The sequence below is a fragment of the Anaerococcus lactolyticus ATCC 51172 genome, assembly GCF_000156575.1.
Taxonomy (GTDB): Bacteria; Bacillota; Clostridia; order Tissierellales; family Peptoniphilaceae; genus Anaerococcus; species Anaerococcus lactolyticus.
In genome coordinates, this window is record NZ_GG666044.1 from 236,065 (window position 1) to 261,427 (window position 25,363).

At 37.2% G+C, this 25,363-nt stretch carries 20 protein-coding genes; 6 read left to right on the forward strand and 14 right to left on the reverse strand.

Translation table 11 applies throughout. The features are described 5' to 3' along the window. Positions 1-6 precede the first annotated feature (6 nt). From HMPREF0072_RS01025 to HMPREF0072_RS01045, 5 genes are all read right to left on the reverse strand, one after another. Complete coding sequence (locus tag HMPREF0072_RS01025; RefSeq protein WP_004826834.1) at positions 7-1,695, reverse strand: type I-E CRISPR-associated protein Cse1/CasA; 1,689 nt, start codon at positions 1,693-1,695, stop codon at positions 7-9. After that, positions 1,688-4,441 (reverse strand): CRISPR-associated helicase/endonuclease Cas3, encoded by a 2,754-nt coding sequence (locus HMPREF0072_RS01030; protein ID WP_039930928.1) that lies wholly within the window; start codon positions 4,439-4,441, stop codon positions 1,688-1,690. Before HMPREF0072_RS01030 ends, HMPREF0072_RS01025 begins: the two co-directional genes overlap by 8 nt. A 167-nt stretch (positions 4,442-4,608) precedes the next feature. Continuing rightward, entirely contained in the window at positions 4,609-5,151 is a 543-nt protein-coding gene (gene mnmM / locus HMPREF0072_RS01035; protein ID WP_004826836.1) for a tRNA 5-(aminomethyl)-2-thiouridylate-methyltransferase MnmM, read from the reverse strand. Next, positions 5,151-5,702: an ImmA/IrrE family metallo-endopeptidase gene (locus HMPREF0072_RS01040; RefSeq protein WP_004826837.1), complete on the reverse strand. Its 552-nt coding sequence runs from the start codon at positions 5,700-5,702 to the stop codon at positions 5,151-5,153. Before HMPREF0072_RS01040 ends, mnmM begins: the two co-directional genes overlap by 1 nt. Further along, positions 5,702-6,097, reverse strand: coding sequence for a helix-turn-helix domain-containing protein (locus HMPREF0072_RS01045; RefSeq protein ID WP_004826838.1), 396 nt, complete (start codon positions 6,095-6,097; stop codon positions 5,702-5,704). Before HMPREF0072_RS01045 ends, HMPREF0072_RS01040 begins: the two co-directional genes overlap by 1 nt. Positions 6,098-6,257: 160 nt before the next feature. On the opposite strand from HMPREF0072_RS01045, the gene HMPREF0072_RS01050 reads away from it, so the two are divergent. From HMPREF0072_RS01050 to rlmH, 3 genes are all read left to right on the forward strand, one after another. Beyond that, the gene (locus HMPREF0072_RS01050; protein ID WP_039930929.1) at positions 6,258-7,499 is read left to right on the forward strand and encodes a DNA polymerase Y family protein; all 1,242 of its coding nucleotides are present in this window, start codon (positions 6,258-6,260) and stop codon (positions 7,497-7,499) included. A gap of 71 nt (positions 7,500-7,570) precedes the next feature. Continuing rightward, on the forward strand, positions 7,571-7,975 hold the full coding sequence (locus HMPREF0072_RS01055) for an ATP cone domain-containing protein (RefSeq protein WP_004826840.1): 405 nt from the start codon (positions 7,571-7,573) through the stop codon (positions 7,973-7,975). Then, entirely contained in the window at positions 7,975-8,457 is a 483-nt protein-coding gene (gene rlmH, locus HMPREF0072_RS01060; protein WP_004826841.1) for a 23S rRNA (pseudouridine(1915)-N(3))-methyltransferase RlmH, read from the forward strand. The genes HMPREF0072_RS01055 and rlmH overlap by 1 nt, the downstream gene beginning before the upstream one ends. Positions 8,458-8,958: 501 nt before the next feature. On the opposite strand, the gene HMPREF0072_RS01065 is transcribed toward rlmH, so the two are convergent. The 5 genes from HMPREF0072_RS01065 to HMPREF0072_RS01085 form a co-directional block, all read right to left on the reverse strand. Continuing rightward, entirely contained in the window at positions 8,959-10,185 is a 1,227-nt protein-coding gene (locus tag HMPREF0072_RS01065; protein WP_004826842.1) for a diphosphate--fructose-6-phosphate 1-phosphotransferase, read from the reverse strand. Beyond that, the gene (locus HMPREF0072_RS01070) at positions 10,182-11,000 is read right to left on the reverse strand and encodes a Cof-type HAD-IIB family hydrolase (protein WP_004826843.1); all 819 of its coding nucleotides are present in this window, start codon (positions 10,998-11,000) and stop codon (positions 10,182-10,184) included. Before HMPREF0072_RS01070 ends, HMPREF0072_RS01065 begins: the two co-directional genes overlap by 4 nt. 32 nt (positions 11,001-11,032) lie before the next feature. Beyond that, positions 11,033-11,494, reverse strand: coding sequence for a PTS sugar transporter subunit IIA (locus tag HMPREF0072_RS01075; protein WP_004826844.1), 462 nt, complete (start codon positions 11,492-11,494; stop codon positions 11,033-11,035). A 242-nt stretch (positions 11,495-11,736) separates the two neighbouring features. Then, the gene (locus tag HMPREF0072_RS01080; RefSeq protein WP_004826845.1) at positions 11,737-11,934 is read right to left on the reverse strand and encodes a hypothetical protein; all 198 of its coding nucleotides are present in this window, start codon (positions 11,932-11,934) and stop codon (positions 11,737-11,739) included. A 50-nt stretch (positions 11,935-11,984) separates the two neighbouring features. Then, positions 11,985-13,196, reverse strand: a complete 1,212-nt coding sequence (locus HMPREF0072_RS01085) for an arginine deiminase (protein ID WP_004826846.1) — start codon at positions 13,194-13,196, stop codon at positions 11,985-11,987. Positions 13,197-13,579: 383 nt separating this feature from the next. On the opposite strand from HMPREF0072_RS01085, the gene HMPREF0072_RS01090 reads away from it, so the two are divergent. The 3 genes from HMPREF0072_RS01090 to HMPREF0072_RS01095 all read left to right on the forward strand — a co-directional run bounded on the left by HMPREF0072_RS01090 (position 13,580) and on the right by HMPREF0072_RS01095 (position 15,226). After that, positions 13,580-14,200, forward strand: coding sequence for a TMEM164 family acyltransferase (locus HMPREF0072_RS01090; protein ID WP_248601161.1), 621 nt, complete (start codon positions 13,580-13,582; stop codon positions 14,198-14,200). 233 nt (positions 14,201-14,433) lie between these two features. Beyond that, positions 14,434-14,547 carry a YvrJ family protein gene (locus HMPREF0072_RS12400; protein ID WP_231549506.1) on the forward strand — a complete coding sequence of 38 codons (114 nt, stop codon included), beginning with the start codon at positions 14,434-14,436 and terminating at the stop codon, positions 14,545-14,547. 7 nt (positions 14,548-14,554) lie between these two features. Continuing rightward, positions 14,555-15,226: a peptidoglycan amidohydrolase family protein gene (locus tag HMPREF0072_RS01095; protein ID WP_004826848.1), complete on the forward strand. Its 672-nt coding sequence runs from the start codon at positions 14,555-14,557 to the stop codon at positions 15,224-15,226. 198 nt (positions 15,227-15,424) lie between these two features. Here the strand turns inward: HMPREF0072_RS01095 and larD are convergent, their stop codons facing one another. From larD to HMPREF0072_RS12280, 4 genes are all read right to left on the reverse strand, one after another. Beyond that, positions 15,425-16,132 carry a D/L-lactic acid transporter LarD gene (gene larD / locus HMPREF0072_RS01100; protein ID WP_004826849.1) on the reverse strand — a complete coding sequence of 236 codons (708 nt, stop codon included), beginning with the start codon at positions 16,130-16,132 and terminating at the stop codon, positions 15,425-15,427. 16 nt (positions 16,133-16,148) lie between these two features. Beyond that, a complete protein-coding gene (gene larA, locus HMPREF0072_RS01105; RefSeq protein ID WP_039930932.1) occupies positions 16,149-17,426 on the reverse strand; it encodes a nickel-dependent lactate racemase in 1,278 nt (425 codons plus the stop codon). 568 nt (positions 17,427-17,994) lie between these two features. Continuing rightward, positions 17,995-24,072 carry a MiiA motif-containing surface protein gene (locus HMPREF0072_RS01110; RefSeq protein WP_004826851.1) on the reverse strand — a complete coding sequence of 2,026 codons (6,078 nt, stop codon included), beginning with the start codon at positions 24,070-24,072 and terminating at the stop codon, positions 17,995-17,997. A 552-nt stretch (positions 24,073-24,624) separates the two neighbouring features. Beyond that, positions 24,625-25,363, reverse strand: a 739-nt coding sequence (locus HMPREF0072_RS12280) for a MiiA motif-containing surface protein (protein WP_004826852.1), incomplete at its 5' end; no start/stop codon positions are given.

Genomic DNA, 25,363 nt, shown 5'->3' on the forward strand with positions numbered 1-25,363 from the left:
CCTCCTTTATAATTCTTTATTTATTCTTGCCATAAAAAAGTTAAAAGCAGTTGCAATATTTCTTACAGAATCATTTTCAATTATGCCTGTGTAATCTCTTGGTCCAGAATCAGCTACAATCTTCTCTGCTTGTTTGATTGAAATTTTCTTTAATTCCTTGTACCAATCATCTATTTTTTTATCCTTATTGTCCGAATAATCAATACTTATCAACCAATCTCTGAAAGGTTTATCAAGCTCATAATATAGGCTTTCTGAGTATCTTGATACATATTCGTTTGATTCAATGTTTCTAATCTTTTTAGTATCATTAACAAATGATCTAAAAATTTTGTCTACAATATATTTAGTTTTATCTACAACTTTATTTATTCTAAATATCCAGCCTTTATCTTCCAAATCATTCACAAGATTTGCTTCGATGTATATACTATCTACAATTTCATTTGTTGGCACCCATGACATAGCATTTCCATCATCTTCCATGCTTATTGCGTTTATTTTTACAAACTCATCTCCAATATAATCATTAACGTCATTTAACCAATCAATAATACCAGGCTTTCTTTTTGCTGTATTCTCATTTCCTTCATTAGCATCTTCAGTCTCCGTAATCAAACCAAACGATCTCCGCAAAGACTTATTTAATTGGTGTTTTCTTGGAGTAAAATCACCTTTATTAGTCCCATCTTTGTTGTATCTCCATACAGTCATTGGCTCTAAAAAATTATTACTGTGCAAAACTTCAGGTAGTTTTACAATTCCCATTTTAAAAGGCTTTTCGGAATCAAAATCACTTATATATATGGCCCTAGAATAAGCTGTATAAAGTTCGGCTGTGTTATTAATCGGATTATCACTCATGTATTTTTTGACAACTTCGCTAGGCTTATATTCCCAAACAGGGTTTTGAATATTTGTATTATAGTCAGTGTTTGAGGTGTTGACTAAAACCAGATTTAAAACCATTGTTTTATATAAATTGTCAGAAGATAGAAAAACTCCACCCAAATCAAATAGCCATCCCTTAGAAGCTTTATAGCTTTTATTACTAAACCTAACCTTATCTGATAAACTCGCATAAGATTGAAAAGATATTAGCCATCTAACAACCTCATCATAGTCTAAAATTTCTTTATTGTCGTCAGAACTATATTTGGGTGAAAACAACGCTATCTTATTTCCACTCTCAGATACAAGCCTATTAATATTTTTTCCTAAGATTTCGCTTGGGTTGGTCTTGCTGATTTTAGATTCAGAAATTTCCTCTTTAGTCACCTGATAAAAAGGATAATTGTCATCAAAAAGATAAAACCTATCGTGCCAACATTCTAGGTAGTCTGTTACTATTTCAGGAAATTTCCCTGACTTCCATAGACTTTCCCATGTTTCCATGAGGGCATCTTCGTAGTCTTCCTCATACTCTTCGTCAACATTTTCAACTTGCTGCATTTTTTCATTTATTGTAACCATTTCATAAGGCTTTCCATTTGCATCATACCTTGAAAAAACCGTATGAAGGATGGCGAGTAAAAATCTCATCACTGCAAAATTTTGAGTTGGCATTTCGCCGGCCAGTTCTAAATAATTATGACAATTTTGAAAAAATTCTCTCAAACCTACAAGCTTCGTTGTCCCCTTATAGTCAGTTACTACCGATATCCAAGGTTCATCAATTAGGTTAAATTCACTCATCTTTATCCTCCTTTTTTACGCTCAAACCATACTTTTCATCATAAAGTAAAACCTTATCCCCTAGCCTAAATTCATTGTTTGAATCAAATATTATTGCCAAAGAATTTTTAAGCCAAGCTTGGTCATCCCAAGCTGATAAATTTTCTAGATAATATTTTTCCAATTCTTCTATCACCTTGTCAATTATATACCCATTTTCTTTATCAAAGTACACAGCATTCGGTAGTTTAATAGTTCTTTTTGCTATTTCCATGGCTGTCTTATTATCATATGGATCAAGAGTACCTACTTTGTCAAAAAATTCATAGCCACCCTGGCAAGCCTTAAGGGCAATTACTTCTATGGTATCTGAGCTATCCCTAACTTGGGCATTGGCCTTAACATCAGATGATTCTGCCATTTTATTTGAATTTTTTAGCCAAGCCGATAAATTTTTCTTATCTCCTATCTTTTTTAGAGGTTTATCAAGTCTGTAAACATTAGCTCTGAATTCTTTATCGTCTATTTGTTCATCACGATTATCCCTATATTTTTCGTATAACTTTTGTAAGTCCCCATCTAAATCCAAATCCCCATCTCCATAAACAAGCTGTACTAAGTGGGAAATGTCATTTGGCAAATTGATTCTTTCTGGCAAATAATACTCAGTCCTAAATAATATATATTCAGAATAAACAAAACTACTTCCCTTATCAAAATCATATCCACCACAATTTAAGACGTAAACCATTGGATTTTTGAGATTTTCAGGTCTTTTGGTTTCCTTGTGTCTGTGAAGTCTGCCCATTCTCTGGAGAATCAAGTCCATTGGGGCAAGGTCTGTAATTAGGATATCAAAATCTATATCCAAAGATTGCTCAATTACCTGAGTGCCTATTACTATTTTAAAATCAGGCCTATTGCCATTTTTACCAATAGTTTCTATCAAATTTTTTTCTTTTTTGTACCTATCGGTAGATATAAAAGACGAATGTAAAAGCTCGACCCTATCTTCCCCAAAGACTTCTATACATTTTCTGGCAAAATTCTGGGCCTTCCTAACTGTATTTACCATCACGCCCACAACCCCACCTTGGGCTGTATTTTCCTTAATTAAACTAACTAGGTCTTCACTTTCACCTTTAGATTTTTTTATTATTTTGTAAGATCTTCCAGCGTCTTTCTTAAAATCAGCAAATTGTTTTATGCTCGCCCCATCATTGTAGGTTAAAAGTGGGTAGGCTTCATTTATTTCAAAGCCCTCTGGTTTTGGAAGTCTATCATAACCGAGTTCTGCTCCAATCATATAAGCTTCTAAAAGAGCGTTTCTTTTTGAAATTGGAAGAGTCGCTGAAAGAATAACAACAGGAACTTTATAGGCTCCCAGCCACCTCAAAGCCCTATACAAGAATACAGACATATATGCATCATAGGCATGGACTTCATCTATAACAACAACCTTATTAGCCAAACCCAAATGCCTTAGCATCAAGTGTTTTTGTTTAAGAGCTACAAGGAGGATTTGATCAACAGTTCCCACTGTAAAATCATCGAGTATTGACACCTTCCTACCTGCAAACCATTCATTAACCCCTACTTCATCTCCTCCATGAATATTCCTACTTTTTGGAAGTTTTGAAAACTCATCATTAAGCTGGGCCTTGCCGTGTATTAGCCTAAGAGACTTTTCCCCTTCTATATGGTCGAGCCATTCTCTCACACGAGTGAAAATCCCATTTGACGTAGCCTGAGTTGGTAGTCCAAAAAACATACCAGTACGGTTAGTTTTCTTGGCAAGATCTTCAACTGCTATTAGGGCTGTTTCAGTCTTACCTATACCCATCGGAGCTTCAATAATAAATATTCCAGGTTCATCAGTATTAGAAATCGCTTTTGAAATTTTCTTTTGAGTATCTTTCGGTTTTTCTATAAAAGGAAATCTTTCATTATAAATTCCATCAAAATAATAATGAGGCGTCCAAGCATCAGCTCTATCATCAAGCCATTTTTTAAATCCAATTTCTACCCTATCAGGACTTACCTCAACTTCGTCTATGGCAATTAGAGGAAAATAATTTTCGTTGCTAGTAATCCAATCTGCCATAATCAAAAGACCAGCTAAGATAACTTGTCCAGGCTGAGAAATTAAGGGCAAATCCTCAGCACCAGAAAAACCACAACCAATAAGTGCCTTATCAAAAATACTTTTTTGTAGGTTTTGCCAAAAAAGCGCCCTTTCTGAGCTTGTTTTATCCTCTTGGCAAAGGCTTGAAGCAAAAGAATTACAAATATCTGCTTCCTTTTCAGAAATCGGTCTACCATGGTGGGCTCCAATTATATTTGCTACGCAAAAATTTACCCCAAATTTAGTTAATAAATATTGGCCACTAATATTATGGCGAATATTTTCTCTCTTAGTTAAGGAAAATTTATCAATGTCTTTAAAACCTGCATTTACAAGCTTTTCCAAAACCAAATTATCAAGTTCAAAATCCCCATTAAAAGATTTTTTAACCTGAAAAATTGGTGTAGCCTTGCCAAGATCATGCGTTGCTCCCAAAAACCTGCACAAATTTAAAAGAAGCTCATCTTTATCCTCCACATCAGTTACTACAGAATCCATCAACAAATCTCTAACCCCTTGAGATAGCCAATGATTATACAAATAACCACACACTTCCCTAGTATCTGCTAAATGCACTTGCAAAGGTAGCCACATCGGGATATTTTTCACCCTGTTTTTCTTTGCCCACAAAAATTTTTCCATAACTTCCACCTTTCTCCTCTAATTATATAATAAAACAACTTCATCTATGTAGTTTTTTAATTTGGTTTTTCATATTTCTCTTCCATTTCCCAAAATTTTATAAATTAAAAGACCCATTGAACTGGCCTTGTTTTTCTTGCCTTTGGCAAGTGGTTTTTGTTTAGCTCTTAGTTCTTTTCTACCACAATTATGTATGGTGGATTATTGGGTCTGGTTGGGTAGGCTATTTTTATTAGCCCATATTTTTTCTGGTCGATTCCTGCTAGGTATTTTTCAATTTTTTCGCTTTCTTCTTTGCCTGCTGGGTGGCCTGGATAAATTGTTATTATGGCTATGCCGTTCTTGTTTAAAAGGTCTAGGATTTTTTCTAGGCTTTTTATTGTGCTTTCATACTTGGTTGTGATTTCCTTGTTGCCTCCTGGCAGGTAGCCTAGGTTATATATGGCTAGATCAAGCCCTTCTTTTATATATTTTTCAATATTGGCATGGTTGTCTAGGTGGAAAATAAATCTTTGATCGTCGCCTATTAATTTTTTTGCTTCTTTTTCTGCCTCTTTTTGGATATCAAAGCCATAGAGCCTTGCTACTTCTGTGTTTTCTAGGATATACTTGCTGTCTTTGCCAGTTCCTACTGTTAAGTCAGCCGCAACTTTTATTTCTTTTTTTGAACCTATTATTATTTTTACTAGGTCAGTTACTCTTTTGCCCATCAGTAGGACCTCAAATTTTTAAGGTCTTTGCCGTCAATTTCCTTAAAAAAATCTGCCTGGCTTGGTCCTTCTTTTCTTATAGGCATACCCATCCTGTGCATTTCATTTAGTTTGAATATCATGAGGTTGACATTTACGTCGTGCATACTGGCTAGCTCGTTGTAAGTATAGCCTTCGATTATGTCGTCCATGAGCCTTTTTTCATCCAACAAAAGATGAGCTGCAAAGATGTTGGCTTCTATTTCCATTTCGCTTTTTATATCAAAAATTTCATATTCAACCAAGGTATCCTTTGCGTTGGCTTGGTGGTAGATGTCATGGCCCAACTCGTGAGCAAAGACCATGTTTAATATCCTGTAGTCTACATAGGGATTGTAGAAGACAAAACGACTGTCCATTATTATCTTATACATGCCCAAAAGCTTGGTGTTTTCCTTGAAGGGGATGATGTGGACCCCTCGTTCTTCAAGGATTTGCCTAGGGTCACGAGTCTTATGGGTTTTGATTAAGTCTAGCACGTCCTCATAGATTTGATCATATGAGTAGGCCATTATTTTTTGTTCCTAAATTTTTTGCTGTCTTGTCTAGCTATATAGTAGGCTTCGGAAATAGCGTCTAGGATTGCCCTTTTATCTTCTTCTGGGATTTCGCCCCCTGCCATAAGTCCAATCACACCATCAACTAGGTCTTCTGCTTCCTTGCCTGCCTTGATGCCGTATCTTTCACGAGTTGTAAGGATGAAGTCTTCTTCATCTGTGACTAGATAGTCATGGCTGGTATTTAAGGCGTCTGCCAAGAGGTCGTAGGTCTTTCTATACCTTGGCTTGGATATGCCTAGTTCATAACGGGATATGGTTTTTAGGGATACATTTACCTTCTCAGCTAGTTCTCCCTGGGTCAATTTTTTTTCTTCTCTTAAACTTTTTAATTTGCTTGCGAAACTCATAACTCTCCTCGTTTTTTATTTTCCTATTGCATAAAATGTCTTGACAAAAGACATTTAGTGTCTTATAATTAAGTCACAGTCACTTATTGTCTTAATTATACATTAAGAGTCTAGAATAATCAAGATGTTTTACAAAATCTTTTACCTCAAGGAGTACGAAATGAAGAGAATTATCCTACATTCAGATATGAATGCCTGCTACGCATCAATAGAGGCCAAGCTAAACCCAGACCTTAAGGGCAAGGCCATGGCTGTGGCTGGCAATCCTAAAAATAGAAATGGAATCATCCTTGCCAAAAGCCAGGAGGCTAAGGAGATGGGAGTGGCAACTGGCATGCCAATTTGGGAGGCTATGACCCATTGCAGAGACCTAATATTAGTTTCTCCCCACTATGACCAGTACCTTAAGCATTCAAAGATGGCTAAGAAAATCTACTACGATTACACCAACCAAGTCGAGTCTTTCGGACTCGATGAATGTTTTCTAGATGTGTCTGGTTCTACCAAACTTTTTGGGTCTGGTTTGGACATTGCCAAGGAAATTTCAAGGCGTATGAAGGAAGAAGTTGGGCTTACAGTGTCCATCGGTCTTTCCTTTTGCAAGGTTTTTGCCAAACTAGGCTCTGATATGAAAAAACCAGACGCCATCACTGTCATTGATGAGAAAAATTGGAAAGATAAAGTCTGGCCCCAAAATATTGAGGCTATGGTTGGCATAGGCAGGGCAACCAAGGCAAAACTAAACCACATCGGTATCTACACCCTAGGAGACCTTGCCAAAAGTCCAGTTAGCCTTATACAAAACCTCCTCGGTATAAACGGGGTCTATCTTTGGACCTATGCCAATGGTGAAGATATACGTCCAGTCGTTGATATAGGTCACGAGGACATAATAAAGACTATCGGCAACTCCTCCACTTGCAGGAAGGACCTTTTAAATAACGGCGAAGTCAAAAACGTCATCCAAGAATTGAGTTTTTCTGTATCAAGAAGACTTAGGGAATCTGGACTTGAAGCCAACGGTGTTGAAATTTTCGTAAGAGATTCTGATTTATTTTCTCAACATTTTACTGACGACTTAAAACTTGCCAGCCAATCTTCAATCACCCTAGCTGATGCTGGCTTCAAACTATTTTGCAAAAAATACGACTGGCCCCTTCCTGTCAGAGCTATCGGCATCAGGGCAACCAAACTCAGACCTCTAGGCTCTGGAAGCCAACTTGATATCTTCACCGAATGCGACAAGTATTTCAAAGAAGAATCTTGCGACAAGGCCCTTTATGAAATCAGAAAAAAATATGGCAAGGATGCTATTTCCTTTGCCGCCCTCAAAAGAGATATAAAGCTTCCAAAGGAGCTCAACGAAATCATAACACTTCCCAACAGGCACTATAATTCCTGATAAATTTATAAAGTTTTTGGGTATAAATACAGGTAGAAATGATATTGAATTTTTAAATTTAGGAGAAAATAATGACAGAAAAAATATTAACCTTGCTAAAAGAATTTTTAAAAAACAACAATATTGAAGACCTAGACATAGGTGAAATCATGAAATCTTTGTCAGTAGATGCTATAATGTCCATGATTTCAGGAAATGATGAGTATGTAGTCAAAAAAAATGGCAACCTCGAAAAATTCAACGCAGATAAGCTTTCTAGATCAATAAAAAACGCTGCAGACATGGCAGGTATGCAATTAAATAGCTCTGATATTGCAATCATCCTAAAAGATGTGGCAGACAAATTATTTCATGGCGACAAAAAAAGACTTACAAGAACTAATGAAGTCAGAAATATAGTCATAGACACTCTAGCAAACGAAGGCTTCTCAAAGATTCGCGACGCCTACGAAGCCTACGCCCAGAGTCAAAACTAATGTTAATTAAAATAATCTGCGTAGGAAAAATTAAGGAAAAATTCTACAAAGAAGCCTTGGCCGAATACGAAAAAAGGATGACCTCCTACAACAAGGTTGAAATCATAGAAGTCGCTGACGAGAAAGCTCCTGAAACCTTGTCAGAAAAAGAAATCGACCAAGTAAAAAACGCTGAAGGCGAAAGAATTTTGTCTAAAATCAAAGACGATTCCTTTGTAGTAACCTTGGAAATCGCCGGCAAAGCCCTAGACTCAATCAAATTTGCAAGGCTCATCCAAGATGAAATGCTAGACGGCTTTGGGAGAGACATGGTTTTTGTAATCGGAGGGTCAAACGGTCTTGGCGAAAATATCCTAAAAAGATCTAATTACAGGCTATCCTTTGGTAAAATGACCTACCCCCACCAACTGATGAGAGTCATCCTAATGGAACAAATATATAGGGCTTACAGGATAATAAACAAGGAACCTTACCATAAGTAGGAAAATTTGGAATAATCTTTATTATAAGATTATATAGAAGACTTCTTCGTTCATCAGTATCCCAAATCGATAAGATCCCTCGTCAGTTCGCTACGCTCACTGTGGTCTCCTCGAGCCGACGGGCTGTATTCCCATTAGGGACGGCGCTGAGTATTTCCCAACTCCCAAGTGCCGTCTCGAATCCTACCGCAGGTAGGTGAGAGACCTCCATCGTTCTCTATATCAAGGGTTCCGTTTATACATCGTTATTATTCCAAGCCTTTATAATTTACCCAAAAATTTCCGATGAAAAAGTGAACCTCATCTAGAGAAACCGATGGAGACCTCTCGTCGCTTTGCTCCTCGAGGTGGGTGTATCTTTACCCAAACTATTACTCTAAATATTATCATAAAATCTATACAATAAACAATATAACTTATCCGAATTCTTAGCAAACCCCGAAACAAAAACCCCAGCCTGCTCTTATTTTTCGAGCCTTGACTGGGGTTTGTCTTTTTTTATTAAATTTCTCGAGTGAAATCTTCTATTCTTACAAAAACTGGCATGCCTTTTTCATATACTTGCTTAACTTCACCTGCTATTAGTGGAAGGGCGTAGGCTTGAATTTTTTTCTCTAGAGTTTTCTTATCAACTAGCCAATCTTGAGGGATTTTCATTTCCCTGTTGGCAATTTCTTCTGGACTTACTTCTGTATAGTAAACTTCGTAAGCTTCGCCCTCTTTTCTCCTTAGGACTGGCACAAGGTTAGTCCTTGTTGTTCCAAGCTCTACTGCCTTATAGCCAAGCTTGTAGGCTTCCCTAGAGTCAGTTTCTGAAATCAAGGTATTTGATCTCTGGACAATATTTAATTCAACTGCCCTAGACTTGATTTTAAGCCTATCTCTAACAAGATCAGCGAGTCTTTGACCAACACCGGAAACAATTGGATGATTAAAGCCGTCCTTGGTATTGGTGAAAACTTCTTCAGACAAAATCCCGTCTACGTCCCTAAAGCCCTCAGCTATAGCCACAAGTAAATTTTTATCAGTCTTTAACGCCTCTTTGATATCTCCCAAAAGCTCATCTATACTAATTTTGTCCTCTGGTATATACAAAAGATTTACCAAGTCCTTGTGGTAGTTGTAGTTAGAAATCAAACTTGATGCAGCAAGCCAACCTGCGTGACGGCCCATGATTTCAACGAAAGTTACGCTCTCAAGGTCGTAAATATCCACATCACACCTTAAGCTCCTTAAGGTTGATGCTATATATTTAGCAGCAGACCCAAAACCTGGAGAGTGATCCATGCCCTCAAGGTCATTGTCGATAGTTTTTGGACAGCCGATTACGTTTATGCCCTCAATGTTTTTGTAAGCTATGTAAGCATTTAGCTTTTTAACTGTATCCATGGAATCATTGCCACCAATATAGACAAAAAGTCCAATGTCGTTTTTCTTAAGGACATTAAAAATCTTCTCATAAACCGGGCTATCAAGGTCATCATTAAGCTTAAACCTGCAAGAACCAAGTATAGAAGCAGGTCTTGCCTTAAGTTTTTTGGTCATATTTTCCTTTGTGAAAACCTCAGCGTCCACAAGTCTAATGTGCTCGTTTATAATTCCCTCGATACCATTCATTGAAACAAAAATTTTCTCAAAATCATTATCAATACCACTATCAATGACACCTGCCAAAGATGAGTTGATAACAGAAGTTGGCCCACCTGATTGAGCTACGATTAGATTCATTTATTCTCCTTATTCAATACAAATTTTTCTAGATAATAAGCAATTCCATCTTCGTTATTTGTCTTTGTCACAAAGTCAGCTACATTTTTGACCGGCTCTACTGCATTGCCCATGGCAACTCCTGTGCCAGCCACCTCAAACATAGACATATCGTTCATTTCATCGCCAAAAACTATAGTGTCTTTAATGTCGATGCCAAAAATTTTACAGGCTTCGATGATTGAAGAGCCCTTAGAAAGCCCCATAGGCATCACCTCATAATAAAACCTTGCAGACTTAACCTGCTCAGTCCTATCGCCAAACTTTTCCCTAATATTTGCACAAGGTGCATCAAGTTTGTCAGGATCCTGGGCAAAAAGAAGCTTGTTTGGAGCAAAATCTAGGCTATCCCTGATATCCCTAACTCCCCTAACTTCCATCTTAAGCATGCCACTCTCACGACTTGAATAAAAATTTTCCGCATCATCGGTAAAAATCACTTCTCCATGAGGAACCATGAGAATGAGGTCCAAAGACTTTGAAAATTCGAGAATCTCCTTGGCAAGGTCAAAGTCCATAGGATGATTGACAAGGATTGTATCAGCCTTAAAATCATAAAGCTGGCCCCCATTGTAGGAAGAAAGAATCCCGCCAAATTCATCGAAAGCCAAAGCTTTCGCCTGCTCCCTTAAGCCATAGGTAGGTCTGCCGGAAACAATCATCACCTCATGCCCTGCCTTACTAGCAGCAATCAAAGCTTCACGAGTCCTGGCTGTAATCACCCCCTCGCTATTAACCAAAGTTCCATCAACATCAACTGCAATTAGTTTTTTCATACAACTCCTAACTTATTCTTAAAATTAAGACCTTACTTAATCCTAAAAAGCTCGTCCCCAAAATTAACAAGGCCAGACCTAAGAACATCCACCTTCTTAATAACTGGATTAGTAATAACAACAGGAGATTGGATATTCTTGCCACAAGACTTAATCTTATCAAGGTCAAACTCAAGTAGCAAATCACCAACCTTAACCTCATCGCCAACTTTTTTGTAAGTCTTAAAACCTTCTCCATCCATATCCACAGTATCAATGCCAATATGGATTAAAACTTGAAGACCAGAAGGATTTTTTATAGCCATTCCATGCTTGCCATTAGCCACAATAGTAACCTTGCCAGAGCAAGGTGCGTAAACCTTAGAGTCCGAAGGAACCATCAAAACTCCAGCCCCAACTATAGACTTGGAAAAAATAGGGTCTACACACTCAGTAATATCCAAAACCTCGCCCGTCATAGGTGCAAAAAACAATTTATCATCAAAATCAACCATAAAATCCTCTTTCTAAGTCAAATATATAAAAGGGCAAAACCCTTATTCTTAATATGTAAAGTCTAGGATTAAACTCCTAGTCATACTATACCACAAAACGGCAAAATAGTTTTATCCAAGATATTTTTTTATCACTCGCTTTAACTTTTTTATCAATTCATTTCACCATATTTAATAATTAAAAATCAGTAATCAATAAATTCCCACAAAAAAATCCGGCCTTGTTGCCGGATTTTTATCTTTTATTTTAATTCTTCACCACTAAAGGCGTCAATCAAATCATCTTTTACTCTGTTTGCTTTTTCTTTGGCGTCTTTGACAGTTTCTTGGACTTCTTTTTTGTTTTTAACTACTAGATATGCACCAGCGCCTACCATGAAGGCTGCTTTAGCTAGTCTAGATATGATATTTGGTTTATTTTTATATTTATTATTAAACATTTTTCCTTCTTTCTTTCTCTAAAAGTGTCCAATAAATATATACCCAATTTTTAGTCTTCTCTAACAAGTGGCATTGACATACATCTTGGGCCACCTCTGCCTACTGTTAGGTTTGAAGAATCAAGTTTTAAAACTTCGTAGCCTTCTTTTTCCAAAACATCGTTTGTAACATTGTTTCTATCATATACTACTACCTTGCCCGGTGCAATGGCGAGTGTGTTAGACCCATCTGTCCACTGTTCACGAAGAGCTGCGATTGGATCTCCACCACCACATGGGATGAGTTTAACGTGATCAAGGCCAAGGGCATCCTTGAGTAGGTCTTGGAGACTCTTGTCTAATTGCTCAGATATTACTTCCCCGTCTCTTGCAGTGAAACTATAGGCGTGGAAGGTGCTCATGATGCCTGGATGATATGTAAAGGCATCGTGGTCGATTTGTGTAAATACAGTATCAAGGTGCATATAGGCTCTCTCAACCGGAATGTTTACAGCAAGTACTTGCTTAACTTCATTATCGTCAGCAAGAATTAGGTTTGTTGCAAGCTTTTTGATCGCATCAAGCTCAGTTCTTTGGCTAATACCAACCATAACAAGGTTTTTATTGATATTTAAAATATCCCCACCTTCGATAGAATGGCCAGAAGTTCTTCCATAGAAGTCTCTAGTACCACCAAATTCCTTGTGATATTTGAAAATATAGTCAGCATAAATTGTTTCCCTACGTCTGGTCCTGGTGTGCATACAATTGATAGAAACGCCATTGGCTATAGAAGAGAATGGGTCTCTGGTGAAATATAGGTTTGGCATTGGATAGATGGCAGTGTAAGCCTCGTTACTAACAATCTTGTCAATATTTTTGAAGCCACCAATTTCCTTAAGGGTGATGCCTGACATAGTTTTTTCAACAAAGGCCTTAGTATCCTTGATAGACTTAAGAAAGGCTTCACTCTCCTTGTACAGGTTTTCGTTTTTAATATTCGCTTCCTCTAAGTATTGGTTCAAAAATTTCTCACGAAGACCTTCATTGCTATCTAGGGTCTCGGTCATGAGGTCTTCAAGGTAAACAACCTCTGCCCCATTATCCCTAAGGATTTTTGCAAAGGCATCATGCTCTGACTGAGCCTTGGCAAGGTCTGGAATGTCATCAAACAAAAGTTCTTCAAGCAAGAAAGGTGTAAGGTTTAAAAGTTCCTCGCCCGGCCTATGAAGCATAACTTTTTTTAGTGTCTTGATTTCATTGTTAACGTTTACTTTTCCCATTTTAATCTCCTAAAGTAATTTTTTTAAAAAAAGGACCAGTGTTGGTATATCCACCAACAAAAGTCCTTATTATCAACCAGCCACCTGACCAGTATCTTTAGATTTCGTTTTCCTGATATAATTATAACACTAAGTCACAAACATTGCAACAAATATTATTAATAAAAGCAAAGTTTTACATAAAACACCTAACTTTCTCCCAAAATAATGGTAGCGAATTTTTCCTTAAAAATTTTACAAGCCCTAATATATGATTACAAAAAGAATTTTAACAAAATTATTTTCTTAATCCTCAATATTATGTTATAATATTGTATTATCAAGAAAGGATTTATATGGATTATTTTTTTAGGACTACACCTGACGCCGGGTTCACTTTTAATATGCACTTGGTCCGTTTAGGTTTGGTATTATTTTTATTTATCGTTTATCAATTTAGACAGAAGGCTTGGCTATTAAAAACCTTGCTAGTATCTAGTATTTGCTTGCAAGGCGTTTTGTATTGGTGGTACACCCTTGACCATAATATTTTGATTATGGAAGGCCTTCCTCTTTACCATTGCAGGATAGCAGGTATATGCTTGCCCCTATCTTTCTTTTTGAAAAGAGAAAAGGCAAGAACATTTTTTGCCGACCTTGCCTTGGTGGGCACCCTCGTCGCCTTTGCAGTGCCAGACCCATCTAACTATGCTTGGCCACATGTAACTAACGCAACCTACATCCTAAACCACTACGTCCTCATGGCGTGTGGTTTGCTAGTAACTGTAAATTATAAAAAATCTTTACCAGTTAAGGATATAGCCATTAATTGCTTTGTCATCAACCTTATAATTTTCATTGTGGATTTAACTTTAAATGCCAACTATGGCTACCTAACAAAGGTGCCAATAGAATTTTTCGCTGGCTTTCCAGCTATCATAGTATTCATAGCCATGACCCTGCTAATGATCCTATCCCTAAGCCTTGTAGAAAAATTAAAAACCAGGCTCGGGACAAAAAAGTAGGTCCTCCTATATATAACTAGCCGGCTAAAAAATATAGAAAGGAGAAAGAGGCTACTTTCTATTAGAAGATAATTTCACTTTAAAATCAAATAAAATTGCTCTAGCATCGGTCTAGAGCTTTTTTTATAGGAAAATTGAGATTAATAAAGGTCTGAGAAATTTTCTTCTACTTGCTCACTTTGATATTTGCTAGCGATAAAGAAAAGTCAGTAAGTTTTGCCTCAAAATGACATATGGATATTGTAGAATTAATATCACAACTCGGTTTCCCTATCGTAATGAACCTTATCTTGATTGTTCAAATCAACGGTAAGCTTGATGAGATATTGAGGGAAATCAAAAAATAGGAGGAATATGACACAAGAAAAAATGATTGATTTTGCCCTCTCCAAAGTGGGGAGGGTGGCCTATTCCATGGCCTACCCTCAAAGACTAGGACCAGTCTTTTATGACTGCTCATCCTTCGTCTACTATTCGTTAATAGCTGGAGCCTACCTTCCAAAAGGCACAGCAATCGGCAACACCGAAAGTCTCTACAGACTAAAAGGCAAGGCCTTAATCGAAATATACACCTACGAAGAGGTAAGACGAGGAGACATCTTCATCAGAGGTATCCAAGGAAAGTCACAAGGAGCAGGAGGACACACAGGGATTTTCCTCGCCAAAGACAGGATTATCCATTGTTCCTACAAGGCAAACGGAGTAACCATCACCACCATGCAAAATGGACTAAGATCTGTCCTCGACCTAAAAAGGTCACCAAGGGAAAGATACTTTAGACCAGTCACAAAGCCACATCAAAGAGCCCAGCAAATCATAGATAAAATTGGTATGGCAATCATAAAAGTTGCCACAAACGTACGAACAGCCCCAACCACTCAAGCCCCCATAGTAGCCTGCTACTACCCCGGTGAAAAAGTCTACTACGATAAATTAATCGAAAACGAAAACCACACCTGGGCATCCTATATAGGAAGAGCAAGTGGGGAAAGAAGGTATGTGGCAATAGCAAAAGGAGCCAACTAGGCTCCTTTTTTTATGTCCAAAAACAGAAAAATAACAAAGATTTTAAAATAAATCAGACAAACAAAAATAACTTAGCTATATATTGATAAATAAAAAATAAGCGGGATGTAAATCTTATCTTAAGATTCCATTCCGCTTATTTTTTTATAAGTTACTCAACCTTTTAAGTTATAGGCTTATTTTATTTTATGCTTTTTCCTAAAATCCTAGATAAAACCTAGCAAATAAGGCAGCTGCAATAGCTCCTACATATGGAGCAAGGCCAGGAATTGTTAGACCATATTGCCAGTCATTATCTGTTTTATTTTTGATTGGTAGGAGGCTATAAGCAAGTCTTGGACCTAGGTCTCTGGCAGGATTCATAGCAAATCCTGTAGGACCACCCAAGGCCATACCTATTGCCCACACTAACAAACCGACACCTATTGGCACAAAGTTTGGTTGATTTTTAACAAGACCTAATATTGATGATAAGAAAATAAAGGTTGCAAAAAACTCTACAAAGAAGTTTCTAGGAAGGTTTCTAAATATAGGGTTTGTTGAAAATATATTTCTTACCTTTACTGGGTCAACATCTAGGGATGAATCAAATTGATCTTTGTATAGAACATAGCAAATCAAGGCTCCGACACACGCTCCCAAACATTCAGCTATAACATATGGTACAAAGTAGGCCCAAGGTATAAGGCCAAGAATCGCTTGACAAAATGCCATGGCTGGGTTAATACATACATCCCCAAATACTACCAAAACTATAGTAATACCAAAACCCCATGTTGTAATGGCGAACAAGTGGCCTGAGCCTTGGTATTTAGCCTTGTTAAGCACCTCATCACAGTGAACACCAACACCAAATATAATCATAAGTGCAGTTCCTAAGAACTCTGCTATTAATTTTGAAATCATATACTCTCCTTAGCTCTTATTCTTCAACAACTACGCCCAAACCATCAGGAATAACAACTACCTTAGCATCTTTTCCCATTATGTCAAAAGCTAATTTTAAAGCGTCATCCATAGTTCTAGCAAGTTGCATGTGCAAGTCAGTAACAAGTTTTTCATCTACTTGGTCAGATACCAATATTACATGATAGTGAGAAAGGATACGGGCAAAAATTTGAGAAGTCCATTGGTCTGGCACAGTCTCTAATCTTGGAGTGTTAATAGCCATATCTTCAAATTCTTTTGCTTCTTTTACATCAGCAATATTGTGATAGAAGCCTTCACCACCATGACCATCACCACAAGCACAACAGCTTATGATAACTCCACCTTCTTTAACAGTTGCTTCAGCAGCTGTCATGCCCTTTACAGCTTGGTAAATATTTTGATCAAGTGGAGCTCCACCATTTGTAGTAATAGCTATATCGCAGTCAATCTTTTTAACACTAGCAAGTTCTCTTACAAAATCACAACCAACCTTGTGAGCTTCTTCCATATCACCTGCAAAAGAACCGATAATTTCATGGTTGCCATTTAAAACAACATTAATAATGAAGGCAAGATTTGCTGTTCTTGCTGCATAAACCATATCTTCATGGATTAAATTATGATTTAGATTTCCAGTTCTTGAATGTTTATCATCTATAAATTCACCACTGTGGTTAGCCATGATTGTTTTATAAGAAGCAACCCCTGGTAAAACTGACTTTCTACCACCAGAGAATCCTGCGAAAAAGTGAGCTTCAATAAAGCCTTCAGCAATTAACAAATCACATTCTGCAGCGATTTTATTAATTATGCAAGCTCCACCACTTGGAAGGGTGCCGATTTCTTTCATTGAACTGTCATCTGTGGATACGTGCATTACAATTTCTTCGTTGTCTACAATCTCTTGACCATATTTATTTATTAATTCTTCCCTAGTTGATGGACGGTGGAAACCTGTTGCCACTAGAATACGGATGCGAGCATCAGGGTTAGCACTGCGAATCCTTCTTAGCAAAATAGGTGTAATAATTTTTGAAGGGACAGGACGAGTATGGTCTGAACTAATAATTACTATATCCTTTTTACCTACTACAAGTTCCTCAAGACTCTTTTGTCCGATTGGATTATCTAGAGAATCTTCAACCAAATCTTCTTGAGACTTACTAGCCACATAGTGAGTTTGTTTTCCTTCTAGTTTTCCTGCAAAGTTTTTATCTTCTAATACGACCTCCATACTTGTATGATCGTAAGGTACATTGATTTTAAACATTATAACATCTCCTATCATATTAATAATTATTCAACGGATAGATTATAACTTATTTTTTTACCAATATCAAGCTAATTTTTATTATTATTTGTAAGTAAAAGTGAATAAATTTCTAGACCCCTATGAATTTCAAAGTGTAAAACGTTTTTTGTAAATAAGGGATTTATGACTCATTCCATAATAAATATGTTTTATATCCATTTGATTATATATACAAAATTGAGACTGTGCATTAATATACAAAAATCCATCGAAATTTAGATGCAATGATTCATAAACCAGCATCAATAAAAAATCTCCAAAAAAATATATAGATTAAGAAATGACTATAATAAGAGTGAAAACGAAAAATATTTAGCTATAGCTTAAAAAATCACCGAGGAGAGTTTTAGGTAAAAATATTTTCCTAGCTTATGTTAGGTATAATTATAAATTTTGAGATTGATTTCTATCACCTACACAGCAGGTAGATTTTCCCCTTCCTTGATTTGCTCAACTTACTAAAGAGGACAAAAAAACTCAAGGCATCACACCTTGAGTTTTTTCTTGGAAATATGATAGAGTTAAACTATTTTTCTTCTTCGTCTTCTTTTTTTCTTGTCACAAATAGGCCTGCAATCGCAGTTCCTACCACTCCGAATAGGCCACCAACTTCACTCACGCCAGTCTTTACATTTCTAGCGCCTTTGTTGCCTTTCCTATTTCTCAATGGAGCTTCTCCCTCTGACTTAGATTTGTGAGGAACCATTACCGCACCTTTTTGAACCTTAGTAACTAGGTTCCTGTATGGAAGACTTGTCATCAAGCCATTGTCAAATGTTAAAACTATATTACCCTTATCGTCAAATTCAACTTTGATAGCATTTGGGTTTGCCTTCTTAACCTTATCCAATAGGCTCTTCTTTTCAGCCTCGGTCAACTTATCCAAATCCTTAACCTTGACCTTATCCTTAGGTATAACTACCTTAACATCCTCTGCTTCGCTTACGACATCCTTAGCTGAAATCTTAGTTTTAGAACCGTCTGGGTTAGTAATCTCAACATTACCCTTATCATCGACCTTAACATCTTTGACAGTCGGGTTATTCTTCTTAATCTTATCAGCAATAGCATCCTTCTCAGCATCAGTAAGCTTGTTAGGATCCTTCACATCAACCTTGTCAATAGGTTGGATTGGATTTTTACTTGCTGCTTCTTTTAGGACATCTCCTGCAGGAACATTGGTCTTGGTGCCGTCTTTTTTGGTAACTGTTACATTACCCTTATCATCAACTTCGACATCTTTGATGCCTGGATTCTTTTCTTTGATCCTATCGGCAATTTCCTTTTTCTCAGCGTCAGTAAGCTTATCTTTATCCTTTACTTCTACCTTGTCAATAGGTTTAAGAGAACTATCCTCATCAGCATCGCCACTATCATCAGAACCAGAACCATCGCTAATAGGTGGGAATACAGAACCAGTAGAGCCACCAGTGGAACCACCGATTTTAGCTTTCTTAACTGTTTGTGCTGGTGTTAATGTTCCAATTACTTGTCCATCTTTTTTAACTGTAACTGTGCCGTCATTGCCTACTTCAATTGTTGCATCTGCTGGTAATGTTGAATTTGCATCTTTAACAGCTTTCTTAACAGCTTCTTTTTCTTCGTCTGTTAACTCAGATGGATTTTTTACTTCAACTGGGTTAGCTGGGGCTACTACTGCTCCTGCTTTCTTAACAGTTTGCGCTGGGGTTAATGTTCCAATTACTTGTCCATCTTTTTTAACTGTAACTGTGCCGTCATTGCCTACTTCAATTGTTGCATCTGCTGGTAATGTTGAATTTGCATCTTTAACTGCTTTTTCTACAGCTTTCTTTTCTTCGTCTGTTAACTTAGATGGGTCTTTTACTTCAACTGGTGTTGGAGCGTTTAGTGTTTCATCTTTTTCGATTGTATCTTCTGGACCCAGTTTAGCTGTTTTTGTTACTTCTTGATTATCAACAGTTTCTTTTACAGTTACTGTCACATTACCCTTATCATCGACTGTGATTTGATCATCTGTCAAGCCTGGGTTAACGTCTTTGACTGCTTTTTTGATTTTTGCTTGTTCCTCAGTAGTAACATTTTGTGGGTCTTTAACCTTAACTGGTCTTGGTTTATTTAATGTTAATTTTGTAGTATCGTCCACTACTGTATCTTTTTGAGATAGGGTTCCTGTTTTGTCTCCGTCAGTAACTACTACCGATCCGTCTTCAGCAACTTGAATATTTGCAGTATCTGATAATGTTTGATTTGCATCTTTAACAGCCTTCTTAACTTTTTCTTTTTCTTCTGCTGTTAATTGATCAAGATTTTGTACCGGTGTTTTTGCTGGTGCTACTAATTTTATGATTTTATCATCTTGTGTTGCTTGTTCAATTGTTTGCTCAGGTGTGAAAGTTCCCTGACCTTGTCCCATAGGGAAGCTTACTGCACCGTTATTATCAACCTGGATTTCTTCATCTTTAAGATATAGGTGTGGGTTAGCTGCCTTAACTGCTTCTCTTACAGCTTGTTTTTCTGCATCTGTAAGATTATCAGTGTTAGCTACCTTAGTTTTTGCTGGAGCTTTTATTTCTTTTCCTGTTCTGTCGAATTTCTTAACTGTGTCTTTGCCTTCCAAGGTACCATTCTTAGTACCATCTTTAACTGTTACATTACCCTTATCGTCAACTGTAACTTTTGCATCAGCACTTAATTTGCCTTCATTAGCCTTTTTAACTGCTGCAGCTACCTTATCTCTTTCTTCTTGAGTTAAATTAGTTGTATCTCTTACTTCAGTTTTTTCTGGAGCGGTCAAATCAAGTATTGTATCTTTTTGGACAACAGTCTTATCAGCAGAAATTGTTCCAACCTTACCACCTTGGTTGATTTTTACAGTACCATCAGCCTCTACAGTAATGTCTTCATCTTTGAAGTTTCTATCAGGATTAGCATCTTTTACTGCTTTCTTAATTTCTGCAATTTCTTCAGGCTTTAACTCACCAATCTTATCAACTTTAACTGGTTCCTTTGGTGGGTTGAATTCGTTTTGAACTTCTTTTTGCTTAACAGTTTTCTCTGGTGCTAATGTTCCAGTCTTGCCATCTTTTGTAACTGTTACTGTACCGTCTTCAGCTACTGTGATGTCAGCTTCTGTAATGCCTTTGTCTTTATTTGCTTCAGCTACTGCCTTCTTAACCTTGTCAATTTCATCTGATGATAAGGATTTAGTATCTTTTACTTCAACAGGTGTTGGATCATTTAATTGTAATGGCTCTTTGTCTTTCTTTTCCCAAACTGCATATACAGTCTTAGGTGCAGTTATATTATTTAAAATATTGGCATCTGCTTCTGTAGCATTTTTATCTGCTGCCCATCCCTTGAAAGTAAATCCATCTCTTGTTGGTGTAGGTGCTGTTACGCTTCCATTGTTAACTTTGACATTGCTTGTGTCCTTGCCGTCAGTAAATCTACCTTGGTTTGCATCAAAGGTAACTGTTAATTCATCTGAATAAACAGCATAAACAACTAAGTGTTTTGTTATTGGTGTTTCATTAGTAAAGATTTGATCTTTTGATAATGCATTGAATTTATCAGCTGTAACAACTGCCTTGCCGCCTAGTGCTTTTTTACCTGCCTCAGTAACCCAACCTAAGAAGTTCTTTCCGTCTAGTTTTGGATTTTCTGGGAATTTATCCCCAGTATTAGCTTCTACATTAGCACCCTCAAAACCATTTGCCACATAGCCTTCTTCGCCATAGAATTTTACGTTATCTGGAACAATTTTTACAGATTTTTTGTTGCTATCAGCAAATTGTCCGTCTGTTGCATCAAATAATACCCTTGTCCTTACTCTTGTCTCATAGAGGTCGGAAGGAAGAGATGATCCGTCTGATGCTGTTGAGACAAATTTCATATCTTTTAAAAGTTTAAGCTCATGTTCTTTTTTGTCATCATCAGAATGGTAGGCAAGCATCTTAGCAAGGTCCACCCTGTATTGGTAAGCCTTATAGATCTTATTATTACCATCAAAATGAGGATCAAATATATTATCCTTTTTAATTGTTATATCTTTTCTTACATCAGGTTCCTTTAGGTTGCCCTTGTCATCATATTCATTGGCTTCGGCTTCTACCTTGGCAATAAAATTGCCAGTTTTGCCCCCCTCAAAAAGAGTCCTTACCTTACCACCATCATATTTGGTATAGCCGACAATTTGTTTAGTATCTGTATTGAAAGCAGCTTCATCAGCTGGCAATGCCTTTGGATTCTCATAAACATTACCTCCAGCATAATCATTGGTGAATATTTGTTGGTATGGGGTGTAGAGGGACTTGTTGATTGACAAGACTGATTTCTTATCCGAATGGTCTGTCCATGTTAAAAGTTTTACATTGTCCTTTGATTTCTCAAGAGGTTTATATTTAAACCATGAAGTTTCAGAATCAATTTTATTTCCCTTAGCGTCATAGGATTCAACAAAAATATCTGCACCAGTTTTTAATTTTGTTGTATCAATGTAGAAGGTACCACCACTTGGTAGAAGAGCTCTATTTGGAGTTCCTGTCATGACACCGTCTTTATCCTTAAACATCCATGTTATGCCCTTTTTAAATTCTATGCTGCCTTCAGTTTCATCTTTTAAGGTGTATTTTAACTTGTAATATCCAGCATTTTGCTTATATAGGTGCATCTTGATATTTCTATTTGTTTGTAATGTTAGTGTCGCTCCACCTTCATTTAATTTTGTTCCATTGTGGATTTCAAGGAAGTTTACTTGCTTATCGTGAGATGATGTATAAGGCATATAAAGTTTTAATTTTTTACCCTGTAGAATTGTAGCACCTTCACGGAGTTTTATCTCATAAACACCATTTGCATATTTTTCTATGGCATCATTTGCTCCACTGCCTGAAACGTATCCATTATAGTAACCTTGTGGTTTTCTTAAAATAGCTTGTTCGCCACCAATTTGTAGCATAATTTGTCCACCAGTTGGATCCTCGCCTGTGTCGATTAGGTAAGAATCTCCTTCTGGAACTACATAATCGTCGTCATAGTCCTTTTCATAAATTGTCCAACCATCATTATTAGGGTTTGTCCAGCCAGACATCATAGAATAATTAAGCTTTCTAGTTTTATCGATACCTTGAGTTCTACCTGCAAAGGTATCTTCAAATTTGCCCTTATCTACAACGTAGTCGATAGCTGTGATATAGAAACCTGAAAGCATAACGTGTTGGTCTAGTTTAGGTACGGTAACTACCTGTACACCATCTTTTTTGAATGCTTCTGTGCCGATAACTATATAAGCTAATTTACGATCTTTAGAATAATTTATTTTATCTAATGGAATTCCTACATTTTTTGTAACTGGAGATAACACTCTTCCATTAGTCAAAACATTAACATAGGCAACATTTCCAGCCTTATCAGCCTTCAAGTAATTTACTAGGTTGGCATCAAAAACTTGGGTGAAGGCAATTGGCTGGCCCCCAACTGTTTCTCTTACTATGGTATTTGTTTGACCCATATATTGAGTTCTAATTATACCAAGATTTAACTTGTCATCATATTGATCTGGGTTAGCAATAAATTCAGACATAAAGAATTCTTGGTTAGTTGCATTATTAAGGTCAGACTGTTTTCCGCCCTTGATAAATAAAGTCCCAAGCTTATCTGCTAGATCAACTGCTGTGGTCTTTGTATAAGTAGAATAGTCCATAGATGTCTTGCCAGGAGCATAAGCATAAACTCTATTATAATTACCATCAGTTATTCTCATTTGAACAATGTAATTTTCATTGCCAAGAGTCTTTAAATCTATGCCCTCTTTTAAAACTAAATTTATAGGTAGGTTTGCTCTATTAGTAGTTCTATCACCGGCAGCTCTTCCTAAATCAAAGCCCTTGCCAACAACATTTTGAACATCTTCAAATTTGTATTGGGTCTTACCATCCTTACCCAAAACATAAGAAAGGTCATAATCAATATATTTATCCAAATCTCCAAAATTGATTAAAGCCCTATACCAAACACCAGATAATGCTTGAGATTTTTCCTTGTATACAAGTCTTATAACATATCTACCATTTCCATCAATAAACATTCCATCATAATCAATGTCGTTCATTTGGAGTGGATCTCCTCCACCTACTCTAACAAGGTTTTGCGCATCTTCCACCTTCCAACGGGACTTATCTTTTATTTTATTTTCCCAGTTGGCTTTTTTGTAATAGGTCGCACTACTAGAGGCATCTACAGCGTCTCGGTCTTCGCTACTTGGTGAACCCACCCTATCATTAACAACTGGGTCAGAAATTCCAAGACCAGCATTTTCTTTTTCTGCTATCTTATCCTTAACAAACTTATCAAGGTCAAAGTCTTGGCCTAATGCTGCCTTTTCTTCCCTTGCCTTCTTATCAAGTGCAATAATTTCCTCTGGACTATAACCAGCAGACGATAATTTGATTTGTTGGTCAATAGTAAAAATCAAATCAGTGTCAGCAGATTTCCCACTACTATCTGTTTCACTTACATATCCTGCTTGGCCAGCCTGATCTTCAACTGCGAGTACGCTCTGAGTGCTCAACACAAATGACAAAGACAAAGCTGCCACAAGTATAGTGGATTTTTTGTTATTCATATTACTCTCCTTCGTTTCTGCTCCATTAGTTTTTGATAAATATTATCAGATTTGCAATTTTTTTGCATAATTCATTAATAATACTATATGTTTTTTACAAAATCAATCAAGGTAGTCTTTATAACTAGCACTAAGCAAAAGACGATAAAAAATCCACCCCCAATCTCGGCTAAGGATGCCTTGTCTGTTTGTAATATGTTTGTCAGCTCGCATATCCTACTCCTTTCTTCATAAGCTCCCTCGTTAATCGCAAGCTCTCTGTCGGGATGGGGCTATGAGAGTCCCCCCAACATTACATACTCAAATCCTCAAAACTCCCACAAAAAAAGACCCAAGTTTTCACTTGAGTCCCAGAATGTCGACAAAGTATATGAACATACGTCATTCCGACAGAGAATCCACCGGATAGTTTACCCCGAGCGGAAAAGTTTACCTCGAGCAAGGTCGAGAGGAGTGGACGAGGAATCCCATAAATTGCAGGATTCTTCCTCACTTCGTTCGTCTGAATGACATCAGAAAAAGACCCAAGTTTTCACTTGAGTCTTTAGCTTATTAGAAAAGATTTTCGTCTTTCATTTTTTTGTTAGTAACAAAGAGGCCTGTAGCCGCTGTTACGAGTGTTGCAACAACACCACCGAGTGATGAAATATCAGTCTTAGGGTTTCTAGCACCCCTCTTCATCCTAAATGGTCCTGATGCATCTTCCTTGCTCACCTTCCTTGCTAGCTTGTAAATAAGCTTCTTAGCAGGGATAAAGTTTGTAGAGCCGTCAGCATAGATTAAAGTGGCATTGCCCTTATCATCAACCTTCACATCGACAGCCTTAGGATTAACCTTCTTAATCTTTTCAATTATCTTTTTCTTCTCACCATCATCCAAATGTTCTGGATCCTTAACACCTGTTTTATCCTTTGGTATAACTGGTGGATTTTCATCAGCTATAGTTGGTTTGCCCTTATCATCCTCCCCACTTGGTTCTGGTTGAGGAGTAGGAGTTGGCTCTGGAGTTGGTTCCGGAGTTGGTTCCGGAGTAGGCTCTGGAGTTGGAGTTGGAGTTGGATCTGGAGTTGGAGTTGGATCTGGAGTTGGAGTTGGATCTGGAGTTGGAGTTGGATCTGGTGTAGGAACTGGTGGTGTTGGTGGTTGAGGTGTTGGTTCCCCTCCACCTTGCTTTTTGAACTTAGCTGTGTATATGTTGCCATTTGCAGCTACGCCTAATGCTGGATCCCATTCCACAAATTTATAATCACCTGTTCCTGTTGCGGTAGCTTTACCTGCTAGGTTTGTGCCC